The organism is Agrilactobacillus fermenti (assembly GCF_021030645.1).
GTDB lineage: Bacteria > Bacillota > Bacilli > Lactobacillales > Lactobacillaceae > Agrilactobacillus > Agrilactobacillus fermenti.
In genome coordinates this window covers 36,864-51,377 of record NZ_JACGCJ010000014.1, presented here as the reverse complement: position 1 = coordinate 51,377, position 14,514 = coordinate 36,864, and the positions used below count along the sequence as shown (strand labels likewise).

Annotated in this window: 20 protein-coding genes and 1 riboswitch; of the genes, 14 read left to right on the top strand and 6 right to left on the bottom strand. The window is 40.6% G+C overall.

Annotated features, from left to right (window positions below):
- Positions 1-477, top strand: coding sequence for a hypothetical protein (locus FHQ08_RS06655; RefSeq protein ID WP_230913618.1), 477 nt, complete (start codon positions 1-3; stop codon positions 475-477).
- Positions 478-479: 2 nt separating this feature from the next.
- Here FHQ08_RS06655 and FHQ08_RS06650 read toward each other — a convergent pair whose 3' ends face one another.
- Positions 480-1,253: a CPBP family intramembrane glutamic endopeptidase gene (locus tag FHQ08_RS06650; RefSeq protein ID WP_230913617.1), complete on the bottom strand. Its 774-nt coding sequence runs from the start codon at positions 1,251-1,253 to the stop codon at positions 480-482.
- Between the two features lie 83 nt (positions 1,254-1,336).
- Positions 1,337-1,714: a hypothetical protein gene (locus FHQ08_RS06645; RefSeq protein WP_230913616.1), complete on the bottom strand. Its 378-nt coding sequence runs from the start codon at positions 1,712-1,714 to the stop codon at positions 1,337-1,339.
- A 99-nt stretch (positions 1,715-1,813) separates the two neighbouring features.
- On the opposite strand from FHQ08_RS06645, the gene FHQ08_RS06640 reads away from it, so the two are divergent.
- Positions 1,814-2,779 carry a S66 family peptidase gene (locus tag FHQ08_RS06640; RefSeq protein WP_230913615.1) on the top strand — a complete coding sequence of 322 codons (966 nt, stop codon included), beginning with the start codon at positions 1,814-1,816 and terminating at the stop codon, positions 2,777-2,779.
- 153 nt (positions 2,780-2,932) lie between these two features.
- Here the strand turns inward: FHQ08_RS06640 and FHQ08_RS06635 are convergent, their stop codons facing one another.
- A complete protein-coding gene (locus FHQ08_RS06635; RefSeq protein ID WP_230913614.1) occupies positions 2,933-3,523 on the bottom strand; it encodes a helix-turn-helix transcriptional regulator in 591 nt (196 codons plus the stop codon).
- Positions 3,524-3,685: 162 nt separating this feature from the next.
- Here FHQ08_RS06635 and FHQ08_RS06630 point away from each other — a divergent pair, with 162 nt between their 5' ends.
- The 4 genes from FHQ08_RS06630 to FHQ08_RS06615 all read left to right on the top strand — a co-directional run bounded on the left by FHQ08_RS06630 (position 3,686) and on the right by FHQ08_RS06615 (position 6,682).
- Entirely contained in the window at positions 3,686-4,567 is an 882-nt protein-coding gene (locus FHQ08_RS06630; protein WP_230913613.1) for an ABC transporter ATP-binding protein, read from the top strand.
- Positions 4,564-5,322, top strand: a complete 759-nt coding sequence (locus tag FHQ08_RS06625) for an ABC transporter permease (protein WP_230913612.1) — start codon at positions 4,564-4,566, stop codon at positions 5,320-5,322. Before FHQ08_RS06630 ends, FHQ08_RS06625 begins: the two co-directional genes overlap by 4 nt.
- A 30-nt stretch (positions 5,323-5,352) precedes the next feature.
- Complete coding sequence (locus FHQ08_RS06620; protein ID WP_230913611.1) at positions 5,353-6,120, top strand: ABC transporter permease; 768 nt, start codon at positions 5,353-5,355, stop codon at positions 6,118-6,120.
- Positions 6,121-6,199: 79 nt separating this feature from the next.
- Positions 6,200-6,682, top strand: coding sequence for an isochorismatase family protein (locus FHQ08_RS06615; protein WP_230913610.1), 483 nt, complete (start codon positions 6,200-6,202; stop codon positions 6,680-6,682).
- A gap of 78 nt (positions 6,683-6,760) precedes the next feature.
- Here the strand turns inward: FHQ08_RS06615 and FHQ08_RS06610 are convergent, their stop codons facing one another.
- Positions 6,761-7,048 carry a hypothetical protein gene (locus FHQ08_RS06610; protein ID WP_230913609.1) on the bottom strand — a complete coding sequence of 96 codons (288 nt, stop codon included), beginning with the start codon at positions 7,046-7,048 and terminating at the stop codon, positions 6,761-6,763.
- Positions 7,049-7,113: 65 nt separating this feature from the next.
- On the opposite strand from FHQ08_RS06610, the gene FHQ08_RS06605 reads away from it, so the two are divergent.
- From FHQ08_RS06605 to FHQ08_RS06595, 3 genes are all read left to right on the top strand, one after another.
- Positions 7,114-7,509, top strand: a complete 396-nt coding sequence (locus FHQ08_RS06605) for an NAD(P)H-dependent oxidoreductase (RefSeq protein ID WP_330166085.1) — start codon at positions 7,114-7,116, stop codon at positions 7,507-7,509.
- Between the two features lie 18 nt (positions 7,510-7,527).
- Positions 7,528-7,848, top strand: coding sequence for a YrdB family protein (locus FHQ08_RS06600; protein WP_230913608.1), 321 nt, complete (start codon positions 7,528-7,530; stop codon positions 7,846-7,848).
- A gap of 85 nt (positions 7,849-7,933) precedes the next feature.
- Positions 7,934-8,119, top strand: coding sequence for a hypothetical protein (locus FHQ08_RS06595; protein WP_230913607.1), 186 nt, complete (start codon positions 7,934-7,936; stop codon positions 8,117-8,119).
- Between the two features lie 90 nt (positions 8,120-8,209).
- Here FHQ08_RS06595 and FHQ08_RS06590 read toward each other — a convergent pair whose 3' ends face one another.
- Both FHQ08_RS06590 and thiE read right to left on the bottom strand, forming a co-directional pair.
- Positions 8,210-9,187, bottom strand: a complete 978-nt coding sequence (locus FHQ08_RS06590) for a toxin Cry1Ac domain D-VI-related protein (protein ID WP_230913606.1) — start codon at positions 9,185-9,187, stop codon at positions 8,210-8,212.
- Positions 9,188-9,341: 154 nt separating this feature from the next.
- Complete coding sequence (gene thiE / locus FHQ08_RS06585) at positions 9,342-9,971, bottom strand: thiamine phosphate synthase (RefSeq protein ID WP_230913605.1); 630 nt, start codon at positions 9,969-9,971, stop codon at positions 9,342-9,344.
- 149 nt (positions 9,972-10,120) lie between these two features.
- Positions 10,121-10,214: riboswitch (TPP riboswitch) on the top strand.
- Between the two features lie 132 nt (positions 10,215-10,346).
- Here thiE and thiS point away from each other — a divergent pair.
- The 5 genes from thiS to FHQ08_RS06560 are packed head-to-tail and all read left to right on the top strand — an operon-like array spanning position 10,347 to position 14,496.
- Positions 10,347-10,544 (top strand): sulfur carrier protein ThiS, encoded by a 198-nt coding sequence (gene thiS / locus FHQ08_RS06580; RefSeq protein WP_230913604.1) that lies wholly within the window; start codon positions 10,347-10,349, stop codon positions 10,542-10,544.
- A gap of 21 nt (positions 10,545-10,565) precedes the next feature.
- Entirely contained in the window at positions 10,566-11,213 is a 648-nt protein-coding gene (gene thiF, locus FHQ08_RS06575) for a sulfur carrier protein ThiS adenylyltransferase ThiF (RefSeq protein ID WP_230913603.1), read from the top strand.
- Between the two features lie 12 nt (positions 11,214-11,225).
- A complete protein-coding gene (locus tag FHQ08_RS06570; protein WP_230913602.1) occupies positions 11,226-12,002 on the top strand; it encodes a thiazole synthase in 777 nt (258 codons plus the stop codon).
- 50 nt (positions 12,003-12,052) lie between these two features.
- Complete coding sequence (locus tag FHQ08_RS06565) at positions 12,053-13,258, top strand: Zn-dependent hydrolase (protein ID WP_230913601.1); 1,206 nt, start codon at positions 12,053-12,055, stop codon at positions 13,256-13,258.
- A complete protein-coding gene (locus FHQ08_RS06560; protein ID WP_230913600.1) occupies positions 13,255-14,496 on the top strand; it encodes a dicarboxylate/amino acid:cation symporter in 1,242 nt (413 codons plus the stop codon). Before FHQ08_RS06565 ends, FHQ08_RS06560 begins: the two co-directional genes overlap by 4 nt.
- Positions 14,497-14,514: the final 18 nt, after the last annotated feature.

Genomic DNA, 14,514 nt, shown 5'->3' with positions numbered 1-14,514 from the left:
ATGTTGAAAAAGTTTTATCAAATATTGAAATGGTTTGGTTATTTAGTGACGGGCGTACTTGCTTTAATGGCTATTTTGGTTTATCGATATGATTTATCATTTTTCCCATTTCAGTATCAGTTTCGACTTTATCAACTGTACCTTTTCGCGACGCTAATGTTGTTACCCTTTTTTAGGTTGCAACATCCGACTTGGTTTGTTTCTAAGTCTGACAATTTTGAGTCGCCCAAGAAGCGGGCGTTAGATCTGCACCACCAGGACATGGCACAACACCATACGGATCGGCAATGGTCGTCTAATGGCGTTTCTACAAATCCTTGGGAGTATACCACCGCAGATACGATGACCTATGATGAAAGTATCAATTGGGCCATCAGCATTGTGAAAGCTCTGTTCATGAGTATCTTGTTCATCTTAGCGGCCCCCGTATTTTATTTGATTGCCATATTGATAAAGCAACACACCAATCATAAATAAAATTAAGCCGTCACTTGAATACGTTGCCGGTCTAAATGAATTAGAAAAATTATGCTGAAAATAAAGATTGGTATAAATACAACCAGCGTGATCAGCCAACTTGAATCGGTGTTTGGGGCGGTAGCTGATTCCAGCGGGGCCCAGTCTAAAATAAAGTGCAATAAAATTGGCCACAGCAAATTGTTACCATAGGTTCGCAGAACAGCCAAAAAGACACCCATAGCTAAACTGTAAAAGACTTGTTGCCAGACAGCTTGAGGGCTGCCACCAAGCAAATTACCGAGATGCAAGACACCAAATAATATTGCTGAATATAGGGCTGCTTTAGTCAACTTATAGGTATGTGTTTTACGGACTTCCAGATAAGTTTCTAGATTCATGAAGGCAGATAAGAATAGGCCGCGACAAATAGCTTCTTCAAGAATTGCAGCAGACAAGGCTGCCACAGTATCCCACAGGAAATAATGTGATTGGAAAACGTGGTAGATGTTCAACGGCATTTTTTCTAAGCTAAGCATGATCAACACGGCAATAACAGCCAGTATACCTGAAACACGAGCAACTCTGGTCAAGTGAATCCGCTGCTTAGTAATTTTTAGCGTACTCAGTGCCCACCAAGCAATACTAAAGGCAACAAGAGCTAGTACCAAATTAGCAATCCGTTTAAAAGCTAAAGGTTCATCATAGCTAAATAAATTAAGAAAGAAAAAGGCTAAAAACAGCAAGATACCCCAAGCTAGTTGCTTGCCCCAAGACCAACTATTTTCAATAAGCATTGGATCATCCCCATCTATTGATAATATGATATTTATTAACGACTTAAGGGTAGCACAAATAATATTTAGGTCCATTTTTAATGCTATAACAGATACAATAAATATTGATTCACTTTCATGTCGGATTTTATAGCTGCTTTGTCTGTTTTAGAAATTATTTGTTCTGGAAAATTAGCAATCAACATACAAAGATATTTGTAATTTTGACTATGACGCATTGAAAAGTTATCCGCACCAAATTGACCTTGAAATTGATCAAAAGTTGCTTGAATTTGGCTGGTGGTTTGGTCGGCCAAGAAGCGGTCCAGAGCGACTACTTGAGTTGGTGCACTGTTTATGATCATCGCTTTGGCTGTATTGATCGTTATGAAGAGCCAAATTGATAAATCTGAAATTTCAGTCGGTTTTTGCTTTAAGATACGTAATGTTTCAGCGCAGATTGAATTTGTTATGATGAGCACCACCTTAGGAGTGGGTATAAGTCATTAATTTTTCTTGGATATAGGGCAATAAGCAATTATATTCATTTTTTGAAATAATTTTATGAAGGAGACTTTTCAATGAATATTGGTTTTTATTCGGCTTCGACCCCAATCACGGCTTTGTCACCTCAGCGTTTTCAGCGTGCTAAGCAGTTCCTGCGGCAACAGGGCGTTCATTTGACAGCTGGTCGATTGACGGGAAAACAAGCGGGCTATCGGTCTGGATCGATCCAAGCCAGAGCTGATGAACTCAATGAGTTGATTCATGAGCCGAAAATTGATGTCATCATGTCAACGATCGGTGGGACGAATTCGAATTCGATTTTACCTTATATTGATTATGATTATTTGAATAAACATCCCAAGACGTTTGTGGGGTATTCAGATGCCACGGCTTTGCTGTTGGCAATTCAAACGCAAGCGCCTGAATGTCGAGTTTTATATGGCCCGGCGTTAGTGGCTTCTTTTGGTGAATGGCCGCCCTATGTCTCTCAAACTTGGCATTATTTTGAACAGGTACTTCATGCCAAACCCAATCAAGCTGTGACATTAACGGCACCTGAATATTGGACGGATAAACGTGGTAATTGGGAAACTTTTGAGCATGAGAAGCAAAAATATGCTAATGCTTGGCATTATAAGAATCAGTCTGTTTTGAAAGGGCGTCTACTAGGCGGTAATTTGAATACAATGTACGGCATCGTGGCGTCTAAATATTGCCCAAGATTTACAGATAATGATATTTTATTTATTGAAGATGCTGAAAAAGACGCAGCTACTGTAGAAAAGAATTTTGCTATGTTAAAAGATGCTGGTATTTTAGATGTGGTCAAAGGCATCGTTTTAGGAAAACATGCACTTTTTGACTCGGAAAACACCAAAAAGCGACCAATCGATATTTTGCAAGAAGTCCTTAATGAGCCACAAAAACCGATCATTTATGATTACGATAGCTGTCACACAATACCCATGATGACGACGCCCCTTGGAGCTGAGGCGGTCATTGATGCGGTGAAAATGACCGTGACATTTATGGATTTCTAAGCCATATTAGTTTTAGTTAGATAAGAGTGGCAAAAGCATTGGTCGAGATTGATTTTTTTGATGATTAAGACACCTAGATATTAATATGAGCGAAAACGCTATTAAGTAATGTTAAATAAATCTAAGTTCTAGATTGAAACGGCTGACTTCAATTTAGAGCTTTTTTTGTGTTGATACGAGAAGATGCGTTGATTTATCTTTGTGAAATATTAAGGCCCAAAACGCAATCAAGCCACTGACAAAGAATGTGAATTGAAAGGCAAAGCCCATCTGAAATAAATTAGTTAAGGCACTGAACCAGACAGCACTAACAAACAAGCCAAGCACCCAATAATAAAGATGAAGGGATAATTTGAAGTTTACTTCCTGCTTATTATTAAAATAAATCGCACCGTTGAGTAAAAACAAAAAAATAAGTAGGCTGTCTAACCATAAGAAAAAAGCCGTATTTGAGTTTTGCGTCAGCCGTTCAATGAATAAAATGGCTAATAAGATACTAGGAATGCCCCGGGGGATTTGGCTGGAAACTGACGGATGTATCGTTTCTTGATCCACGAGTTGTGCCAGCGGAATATGATAGAAGCTAGCCAAACGTAAAAGCGTGTCTATATCGGGTTGATTACGGCCAGTTTCCCAGCTGGAGACGGTTTGGCGGGAGACGTGTAAATGAGTTGCTAAATCGCTTTGTTTCAGGTGATACTGCTGCCGCAATTGTTTCAAATTATCAGTCAAGTTATTTTCCATAGCTTTCGAACCTTCTTTAAACTGAAATTTCTATTAATACTAGCATAGGCGTATCGCTATATCGTTACAAGCAACAATCTCTAGCACAGCTTGAAACCTCTACATACCAAGGATCATCAGCAGTAAACTCATGATGAGAAATCGTAAGTATGGGGTGAGTATATGTTAACTGTTCAAGCAATGACGACTTATATCGGTCACAAACAAATCATTAAACAAGGTAGTTTTGAAGTTGCGGCTGGTGATATTGCGGGCTTGATTGGACCTAATGGTGCTGGTAAAACGACAATTATGAAAACAATTTTAGGGTTGATGGTATTTACTGGACAAATACAAATCAACCATCAGACGGTTTTAGAGCAAGATCATCATGCTTTGGCCAAAGTTGGCGCTTTAATAGAGCATCCAGCCATTTATCCTTTTTTAACTGGCTGGGATAATCTACGGCTATATGCCCAAACAGCAGCAAACATTCAAACGGTCGTGACCCAATTAGCAATGACGACCTTTATCCGGCAAAAAGCTAAGGATTATTCGCTAGGTATGAAACAAAAGCTGGGTATTGCTTTAGCGTTATTAAACCAGCCAGAACTTGTTTTATTAGATGAACCGATGAATGGTTTAGATATTGAAGCCACAATATTGGTTCGAAAAATCATCAAGCAATATGCCAGAGACGGTACGACTTTTTTGATTTCTAGTCATATTTTAGGCGAATTACAAAAAATTATGACCGATGTTATCTTGGTCAATGAAGGCAGGATCGTTTTGAATCAGCCGATTCATAAATTGAATCAACTAAGGCAGCAGCGGTGCCACTTTGTGACGGATGATATGCCAACGACCGTGAAATTGCTGCAGGCGCAAAAGATTCCGATAAAGTCGGTTCATGACGGCCTCAGTATTGACCGGGGATATCTGTTTCAAGTACAAGATCTTTTGGCTGCTCATAATCTGCATCTATTAGCATTATCACCTTATGATGTTTCCTTTGAACAATTGATTGTTCATTTGTTGACGCAAGGAAATGGGGCGGGCAGGTGATCATTAATTTACAGCGGGAATTTCATAAATTTTGGCAAGAACGTCTGCCTTGGTATGGCGTAGTGGGTTTAGGTCTGTTAATGGGTTACACTGCAATCACGACTACAGATGCTCAAACTTTGATGGCTCAAGGTTTTGGGATTGATCAGTGGGTCATTATTATTTTGATTACGGTTAGTTCACAATTCCTCGCGATGGAATATCAAAATCATACGATATTAAATTTATTATATCGAGCACGGCATCAATGGCAGGTCTATTTTGCCAAGGCTCTGGTTTTAATTAGCTACAGTGGGCTACTGTTATGTATCGGCAGTGTTTTCACATTTTTATTAAAGCCGCTTGTCATTGGAGCACGTGACAGTTGGTTTACAGCTGCTCAGCAGTCCCAGACCTTGAGTCAGGCTTTTTTGTTAAATCAAGTTGGTACATTAGTGTATAGCTTGTTTGTCGTCACATTGGCGTTATGCTTGCTAGCTATTGTTCATGTGAACGGTGTTGTGATTGGGATTGGCTTGATAGTGGGTTTCTGGGGTGTGAATATTTCCCGGGCAATAATGTTAGCTAGTTCAAATTTGGCTAAAGTTGTCGCCTGGAACCCTTTGAACATGATCAATGTGATCACCCAGTTAAGTGAGCCAAGTGGCCAAAAAATCTCAAACTTAACAAATGGCCAATTGATTGGCGGCAATCTTATTTACACGGCACTATTTTTGAGCCTTGGTTATATTTGCTTTAAACACCGCCACATTTAGCTATATAAGTTGCATTGAAAGGAGTACAGCATGACAATCGTTTTGAAGCGAGAATTTTACAAATTAACAAAACGCAAAATTACTTGGATCGCACCAGTATTGATGCTGGCGTTTATGATTTTTATTGGGACGGCGATGGGGTCAACTTATGATAATTTGTTAATTATGAGTTGTTTTGATTCTGGTGATTGCTTGTTATTAGTGTTAGTAATCATTGGATCGACTGTATTTTCGGCAGCATTTCAAAGTCACACCATTTTAACAGAATTATATAAAGCGCCAAGTCGCTTGAACGTCTATGGCGCTAAGTTGCTGGTATTATTGCTTTATAATTTTGCGTTACATTTATTAGCTATCGTTTGGACCTGCATATTAAGTTGGGTTACCTTTAAACAACCGGTTCAATGGTTCAAAGTTTATCAGCATCATCAACCGCTGATTGTCAATCTTTTAACCACTACTGGTTTGGATATTTTAGTCGGAATGTTGATCATCGGTTTTGTTTTTTTAACCTCATGCTTGATTCGATCCAATGCTGTAGTGACGACTTTTAACATGATTATTATTTTTATGGGACCCTTTGTCACGCGTAATCTGATTGGTGTTAAGCCTCAATTGGCAAGCATTATTAAGTGGAACCCATTAGCTATGACTAATTTAACACAACAATATTATAATTATGTCGCCTATCATCCGGTCACTTTATTGCGCACGGATCAATTGCTTTGGGGGACGCTGGGATATGGTCTGTTATTAATTACTTTGGGTTACCTAGCTTTTCGCAAACGGCAGTTTTGAGGTTTACTTGTGGACTTTATGTTTAATAAATAAGGCGTATGCTGGAGATAATTCAAATATTCCTAAAGGATGTGTCTTTTTGAAACCTCAAGCATTGTTAGTGATCGATGTTCAAAATGGTTTAGCTGAAGCTTGGCATTTTGATGACTTAGTACGTAAAATTAATCAGAAGATACAACAATATAGGCAACAGCAGTTACCAATTATTTTCATGCAGCACACGGATGAAACAATGCCATACGGTTCGAAAGCTTGGGCATTTTGTGATCAACTTGACGTGCAAGCACAAGATCATGTTTTTTTGAAATATCACACGGATTCATTTTATGAGACTGGTTTATCAGCTTATTTAAAGCATCAAGCAATCACCGACATAGAAGTCTGCGGGCTGCAAACAGAGTATTGTATTGACACAGCTTTACGCGTGGGACACCACCTGGGTTTTCAGATGTGGCTGACAGCTGGCATGCATTCAACTTTCGATACGCCAGAGCTAACTGCAGCTCAGGCTATTGCTTATCATGAGCGAATTTGGCAAGGGGCGTTTGCTAAAATCAGATGAATCTATTTTTAGAATCTGTCAAACACTTATTTAAAAAAGCCTTAATTGAACGTGGCTTGTTCAATTAAGGCTTATTTTTCAAAGGACAGTGACTTTGAGTTGACTGATTTTGTGGCTGGCGTTAAAGGTATACGTATCAAATCCATGTAGCGCAAACAGGGTGTGGTCTTGTTTTTGACCCGCAACTGCCCATTCCGTTTGATAGTGTTCATCTTGATCTGATATTTTGAAGATGTGTTTTAATTGTTGATTACGGTGGAAAAACTTTTGAAAGAAATCTACCAGTTGCTTATGTGTCGTTATCTTTGAGCCGTCCGCAGCGGTAATAGTAGCACCTTCGGCAAAAAAGTCGATAATTTTCTTCAATGCGATCGGGTCTTTTGATGCTTGATCTGAAAGTGTAAAATATTGCCTAATAATAGCCTTCTCATATAGTCGAGCATTACCAGGAACTGTTACAGCAAGCCAACAAGGTCATCATTATCACACCAATTTGGTGGAACGACCTGCCAGGCATGCTGAAAGGCTTCTTTGACAAGGTTATGAAAATGAACTTTGCCTATCGAGCTACAAAAACTGGTGTGAAAGGGCTATTGACTAAGATTCAGCAGCTAACGATCATAACCACTTCCACCTCACCTACTTGGTATTTAAAATTATTTTGCGGGAACGCGGTTAAATCTGTTTTTCTTAAGGCTTCAGTCAAACAGATGGGTATTAAAAATACAAGTTGGTTAAACTTTGGTAGTATTGGTAAACAAAGTTTGTCTAAGCGACAGGCATATCTTAGTGATTTATCCAAGCGTTTAAATATTATGGCAAGCTAAAAAGGGAGACCTATTTTCATGAAGCCAATCAATAATGCTATCCGCTTTCTTGTAGAAATTGCAACGCTTATTTTATTAGTTTTGTCTGGACTTAAATTTTCTCAACTACCGCTCAAATTCTTGATTGGTATTGTCTTACCAGTAGGGTTAGTTTTATTTTGGGCACGCTTCATGGCGCCTCAGTCGGTGTTACGTTTTAAATCATTAGGCCGTGTGGTAACAGAAGCTAGTCTATTTGGCGGCGTTGCAATGCTCTCATTTTTAAATTTAGCGCCCACTGTTGGTATCAGCTATGGACTTATCGCTGGAGTGAATGCCATCTTAGATCATAGGCTTTAAATTTACATAATTTTTACTGTACATCGTTGAACAGCTCATTTAAAATCTAGGAATCATAGGTTTTGAAAAGAAAGGGCGCATAACTATGAAAAAGGTGTACGGTACTATGACTTATGGTACGGGCTTTCCACTTAAAATCGAGGCTAATTCGACAAACGTTTTTCCGCGTGGCGTTGAAGTGAAAGCGGAAGTTGACCTTGAAACCGGGAAGGTTGATTTCTTTTTGGACGAGACTGCCTTAGCAAAATTGAAGCGACTTGAACAGAAATAGTGAATTACCTTTAACTTTTATTAAAAACAAAATCTCCAGACTGCTGGTAATACCAGTGATCTAGAGATTTTTTAATATATATTAATCTTACTATCTTAACGATTTTCGATAGCCAGCAGCTTGTGCTTCTTGTTCGCTATTAAAATAGACAGCATTGGCAGAATTCATATTATAGCCAGCTTGACCTGGAACATGGTAAATATGGCTTCTAGCATTACCAACAATTTGACCGGCTTGACTAGTATTCATATCACCCTGAGGTGAGCTGGTGGCTTGTGTTGGCTGTTGCTGTGTTTGTTGTGCCTGACGTTGTTGTGCTTCTTGTTGTGCCTGAGCTGCAGCCTGTTGTGAAGCAGCGACAGCTTGTGCTTTAGACTGGGATTCTGCGGCTGCCTTTTGACTTTCAGCTTCCGCTGCCTTAGTCTCTGCTTCCTGTTTACTTTGAGATTCTGCTAATTTACGACTACTTTGTGCTGCTGCAACTGCAGCTTTTGATTCTTTAGAAGCTTTAAGGTTGGCTTGTTCTTTTTCGTGAAACTTCGGCCATAATTTTTCTGCCTTAACGACATGAGCTAATAATTCCTGCTTTGATTTGCTAGCAGGTAGATGTTCAACTTCAGTTTTGACACGGCTAATTTCATCTTGCGTTGTACCACCCAATAGTTCAGAGTATTCTTTTTCAAACAAAAAGCTGACGTCTTGTCTGGCTTTCGCAAGTTGGGATTTTTCGCGAGTTGATTTATTGTGGCTGGTGCGGACGCTCTGGTGGCTCGAATAAACCGCCGCTTTTTTAGGTGTTGCAGGTTGGGTAGCTGCTAATAAAAATGGCGTTAGAATTAAGCAGTATAACCACCATTGTTGATATATTGGCCGATGTGTAATTTGATCATTTGCAGACTTAGCGTGATGTCGTTTGATTAGATATCTAATTAAACCAATTATGCCCGCAATCAATGTAATAATTCCAACGAAACCTTTTAATAAAAGCAGTAGTATTATGATACCAATAAAACTGACCCAATATTTTGGCGCTTTAAATTTCCCCAAATTAAAGTGATTTTTCATCATACTTCCTCTCCTTAAATGAAATAGATCACATAAAATTATACAGAAATATGAGAAAAAATAAATAAGTAATTTTACTAATATCTTTTTTAAACAATTTATTGGCACTTAATTAATTAATTTAAATATAATTCAACATTTTGATCATGCTAGTTCATCAAATAACGTTTGCAATTGCTGCTTTTAAATCTCGCGTTGCTTTGGCAGCGTCTGAGGCTTGCATGATGGCTGATACAACGGCAACACCAGCAACATGGGCTGGCGCCAATGCCTGTAGATTGTCAGCTTTGAGGCCGCCAATGGCATAGACAGGAATTTGAACATTTTGGCGGATTGTCGTTAAAGTTGCCACCGATGTCGGGACAGTTTTAACATGCGTTTTCGTCGGAAAAATCGCACCAACACCTAAATAATCAGCGCCTAGTTTTTCTGCTGTTTGGGCTTGTGCTAGTGTTTTAGTCGTCGCACCAATGATTTTATCGGGGCCTAACAATTGCCGGGCAACGTCAACCGGCAGATCACTTTGGCCTAAATGAACTCCCGCCGCACCAACGGCTTGAGCAATATCTAAGCGGTCATCGATAATCAAAGGAATTTCATACTGGTCGGTGATTTGTTTCACCTCTAGCGCAATTCGGTACAGTTCACGACTAGATTGATCTTTTTCTCTAAGCTGAACTAGCGAGGCCCCATTTTGACAAGCCTGGGTGATGACCGCCAAAAATTGGGTATAGGTTAGATTTGTCTGATCGGTAACCAGATATAACGGGTGCTTGGTAAGTTTCATGTGAAACGCCTCCACTGATTGATTTAATGTGACGTTATTGTAAACGAACTTTAATTAAAAGTATACAAATAATTTTCGTGGTTGACTTTTACGCGTGTAGCAGTTATAAATATTAAAGAGCTTGCAAGAACACGGCTCAATTTAATTCAATATGTCGTCTGGGGTGCCTAATAAAGGCTGAGATCAAACCCATCGAACCTGATGTAGTTCATACTGCCGAAGGAAGAGCGAACTTAAAAGTGTACTTTTAATTAGTTGACTTTTTAAACCCTTCTTTTGCAAAAGAGAAGGGTTTTTCTTTTTTGCAAGAGTGCGTTAACTAGCATACACGAACGAACCTCTTTTTTCGGATCAACGAGAAAGGAGGTTCTTTTTATGATTATTGTGAATGGTCAAAGTGAAGCTGGTGCTGTTGGCTTAACGATTGCTGACTTTTTGCGTCAAAGAAAAGCGCCAATTGAAAATATTGTGGTTGAAAAAAATGGCGAAATCGTACATCGCGCTGATTTTGAAGCGGTCAAAATTGTTGAAAATGACCACCTTGAACTGATTTCATTTGTTGGTGGTGGCTAAAGCTAAAGGAGATAAAAAATAATGCAAAACCCAGAAATTCAAGGGCTGCCTTTTGAAACTGTTTATCGGGAAATGAAAGCACGCAATGTTCAGGATTCTACCGATCAATTAGCAGCAGCCCATGTGACCATTGCTGGTGCGGGTGGTCTGGGATCAAATATTGCGATTGCACTGACACGGATCGGGGTTGGACATTTAACGTTAATTGATTTTGATGTGGTTGAATTGAGCAACTTAAATCGGCAACAGTTCAAATTGAGTCAAATTGGGGTGCCCAAGGTTGTCGCGCTCAAACAAAATTTACAGGAATTTAATCCCTTTATTGAGATCAAAACAGTTCAAACTAAAATCGAACATGATAACGTTGCGGCTTTATTCGCAGAGGCAGATATTATTTGTGAGGCGTTTGATGATCCTGCTGCTAAAGCAATGTTGCTGGATGCAGCAACTGAATTTTATCCTGATAAATCAATTGTTATGGGCACGGGAATGGCTGGCGTACATAGTTCAAACACGGTGGTCACAAAACATCCAAGACCCAATTTATATATTGCGGGTGATGGCACGAGTGTCGGGACAGAAGGCTTGATGGCACCACGGGTCATGATCGCCGCCGGGCACGAAGCCAATATGATCGTACGGCTTATTTTAGGCAAGACAGATATTTGAGGAGGCATTGACATGGTCACAACAATAGATCCATTGATCATCGGCACACATAGTTTTTCATCACGATTTATTTTAGGCTCAGGTAAATACTCATATGATTTGATTGACTCGGCTGTGAATCACGCGAAAGCTCAAATTATTACAATGGCTTTACGACGTCATACCAGCGCTGAAGAAAATATTTTAAACTATATTCCTAAAGACGTGGTCATTTTACCGAATACATCTGGTTCGACTAATGCTGAGGAAGCGATTCGGACTGCTCGGATTGCTCGAGAGCTAAGCGGCAGTGCGTTCATTAAGTTAGAAGTTATTCCGGATAAAAAGTATCTGATGCCAGACAACTATGAAACACTTAAGGCAACTGAAACTTTGGCGAATGAAGGTTTTATTGTGATGCCATACATGCTGCCTGATTTGAACGTCGCGCGCCAATTAGTTGCTGCAGGCGCCGCAACGGTGATGCCGCTGGGGGCGCCAATCGGAACGAATAAAGGTTTAGCAACTAAAGATCTTATTCAGATTTTGATTGATGAGATTGACGTGCCGGTTATTGTAGATGCTGGAATTGGCAAGCCGAGTCAAGCTGCTGAAGCGATGGAGATGGGGGCAGCTGCCGTGATGGCAAATACATCAATGGCTACAGCGGGCAATATTCCGCTTATGGCTGAAGCATTCAAACTAGCTATTGAAGCTGGACGCAAAGCCTATTTAGCTAAGCCTGGTCGCGTGATCGATCATGGTGCTGTGGCTTCTTCACCATTAACAGGTGTTAGTACGGCTAAATAACGGGACGGTGATTTTTTACGACAATTAGGTCAACAGAACTGACGCGAAGAATGGCTGAAATCAACGCCTTATCTGGTGAACAATCGGGCCAAAATAGGTTGGTCTATTCATCAACCTGGATCCAAGCACAGCAGCAATTGATTGCTTGGGGGCAGCAGTTGGGGTTAAGGGTGACTGTTGACCGTTACGGTACTGTTTATTTGGATTTAGTCGGCCGTGAATTTCCCGGTCAGATCATTGCCACCGGGTCACATATGGATACGGTACGCCAAGGCGGGGATTATGATGGCTTGTACGGTGTGATTGGCGGTCTTGAAGCAATTGCGAATTTAGCCAAGCGTTTTGGTCAACCGAAAAAAACGCTTCGATTAATTGCCTTTAGTGAAGAAGAAGGCAGTCGATTCCCCGCCACTTTTACCGGCTCTAAGCATTATGCGCGCCTACCCGTCACTGAGACCATCAATGATGATCAGGGGCTAAGTTTTGCAGTAGCACGAGCTCAAGCGGTTGCCCAGCTAGTCAAGGATGGGGTTGTATTCGAACTACCCCAACTTCCTGAAACCTTTACGGAACTACATATTGAGCAAGGGCCACGGTTATTTGACCAAAAGATCGACATTGGTTTAGTTGAAAGCATCGTCGGACAAAAACGGTATACCGTGGTGGTTAAGGGGCAGGCCAATCATGCCGGTACAACGCCAATGGTTGATCGGGCGGATGCGTTGCAAACAGCGGTTATGTTAATTCATTATTTACAAGAACAACGCCGCCGTTTTTCGGAACAATTGACGCTAACCGTGGGCGCATTTGCGGTTTTACCCAATACTGCTAATGTGATTCCGGGCAGGGTACAATTTACGGTGGATTGCCGAAGTTCAGATGCGATAGAACTAACAAGTTATGGCCGTTTGGTTGAAAATTTGGCACAGGTTGAAACAAATCCTAGGATTTCAATTGAGATCAGCCAGTGGACGGAAACAGCAGTGACCGAATTAGATTCGATGCTGCTGACAGAGCATCAAAAGTTAGCCGATAAATTAGGTTTTAGTTGGTGCAAACTGGCTTCCGGTGCCGGCCACGATAGTCAGATCATGGCTCAAGTTGCCCGAACAACCATGATTTTTGTACCTAGTGTTGGGGGTATCAGTCATGCCCCAGCGGAGTACACACCAACGGCAGATTTAGAACGTGGATTAGCATTGTTAACGGCAAGTCTTTATGAACAAGCGTATGGAGGAGTGACGACAAACAAGTGAAACGCATTAATTTAACCATGCAGATCAGTATTGGTATGGTAATTGGTATCATTTTGGGACTAGTTTTTGGACCCAAAATTGCGGGAATACAGCTTTTCGGCAATATCTTTTTAAGGTTAATTCAAATGGCCGTGGTTTTACTGATTTTTGGTATGGTTATTGAGTCTTTGGGTCAAATCAAAGCGAACCAATTAAAAAAATTAGGTACAAAAACAGCGATTTGGTTTTTAGTTACGACCGTTATTGCTGCTGTTTTAGGCTTAATTATTGGGTATATGATGCGACCAGGAGCAGGATTGAAATTAGCCACGTTACATGCAAATGGATCCCTAGGGAAGGCACCGAAGGATATCAGTACCATTGTGCTAAGTTTTTTCCCCACCAATATTTTTGAAGCTTTGGCAAGCGGCAATGTGATTCAAGTGATCATCTTTGCTATTTTATTTGGCATCGTGCTTAACCGCGCAAATACAGCAGGTAAATTTGATCAAGTCCTAGAACTTGTTAAAGCAATCAATGGTCTAACGATTCGATTAGTGATGCTGGTCATGAAATTGGCGCCGCTTGGTATCATGGCTTTGATGGCTTGGGTAACTGCCACTAATGGGTTGAAGGTGATTTTACCGTTGGTTAAATTTTTAGTCGCCTTTGGGATTGGCAGTGCTAGTTTTCTGATCGTTTTATTTGTGGGCATCAGCTGGTATGCTAAAGTGCCGCTGGGTGGATTGGTCAATGGCTTTTCGCGCATTATGTTGGTGGCATTTACGACGACCTCTTCCGCAATTTCGTTACCAGTGGAATTAGCTGATGCGGAAAGCCGTTTAGGTGTTGGAAAAGCTATCAGCCAGTTAGTTTTACCATTAGGGATGGCTTTGAATAGTAACGGTTTGGCAATGTATCTGTCGCTAGCGTGTGTTACCTTAACACAGATGATGGGCCTTGATTTGACACCGGGAGCGATGGTTCAAGTCGTAGTGCTGGCTTTGATTTCTTGTTTAGGCACGGTAGTAGTTCCTGGCGGTGGCTTGGTGGCGCTGACAATCGTTGTTCCTACACTAGGCCTACCACTGCAAACGATTGCGATTTTAGCGGGAATCGATTGGTTTTCCGGTATGTTCCGTACCGTATTGAATGTGGTGGGTGATACGACCACAGCGATCGCCATTGCGGCAGATGAAAATGCTCTGGATCGGGCGGTTTATCAACGGCAGACAGCCACTAAATTAAATTTAAAATAAGTTTGCTGTTTTGCCCCA

Bases quoted from the DNA above. Each gene is read 5' to 3' on its own strand.
- FHQ08_RS06655 (WP_230913618.1), top strand. From the start codon at position 1: ATGTTGAAAAAGTTTTATCAAATATTGAAATGGTTTGGTTATTTAGTG.
- FHQ08_RS06650 (WP_230913617.1), bottom strand. From the start codon at position 1,253: ATGCTTATTGAAAATAGTTGGTCTTGGGGCAAGCAACTAGCTTGGGGT.
- FHQ08_RS06640 (WP_230913615.1), top strand. From the start codon at position 1,814: ATGAATATTGGTTTTTATTCGGCTTCGACCCCAATCACGGCTTTGTCA.
- FHQ08_RS06635 (WP_230913614.1), bottom strand. From the start codon at position 3,523: ATGGAAAATAACTTGACTGATAATTTGAAACAATTGCGGCAGCAGTAT.
- FHQ08_RS06630 (WP_230913613.1), top strand. From the start codon at position 3,686: ATGTTAACTGTTCAAGCAATGACGACTTATATCGGTCACAAACAAATC.
- FHQ08_RS06620 (WP_230913611.1), top strand. From the start codon at position 5,353: ATGACAATCGTTTTGAAGCGAGAATTTTACAAATTAACAAAACGCAAA.
- FHQ08_RS06600 (WP_230913608.1), top strand. From the start codon at position 7,528: ATGAAGCCAATCAATAATGCTATCCGCTTTCTTGTAGAAATTGCAACG.
- FHQ08_RS06595 (WP_230913607.1), top strand. From the start codon at position 7,934: ATGAAAAAGGTGTACGGTACTATGACTTATGGTACGGGCTTTCCACTT.
- FHQ08_RS06590 (WP_230913606.1), bottom strand. From the start codon at position 9,187: ATGATGAAAAATCACTTTAATTTGGGGAAATTTAAAGCGCCAAAATAT.
- thiE (WP_230913605.1), bottom strand. From the start codon at position 9,971: ATGAAACTTACCAAGCACCCGTTATATCTGGTTACCGATCAGACAAAT.
- thiS (WP_230913604.1), top strand. From the start codon at position 10,347: ATGATTATTGTGAATGGTCAAAGTGAAGCTGGTGCTGTTGGCTTAACG.
- thiF (WP_230913603.1), top strand. From the start codon at position 10,566: ATGCAAAACCCAGAAATTCAAGGGCTGCCTTTTGAAACTGTTTATCGG.
- FHQ08_RS06570 (WP_230913602.1), top strand. From the start codon at position 11,226: ATGGTCACAACAATAGATCCATTGATCATCGGCACACATAGTTTTTCA.
- FHQ08_RS06565 (WP_230913601.1), top strand. From the start codon at position 12,053: ATGGCTGAAATCAACGCCTTATCTGGTGAACAATCGGGCCAAAATAGG.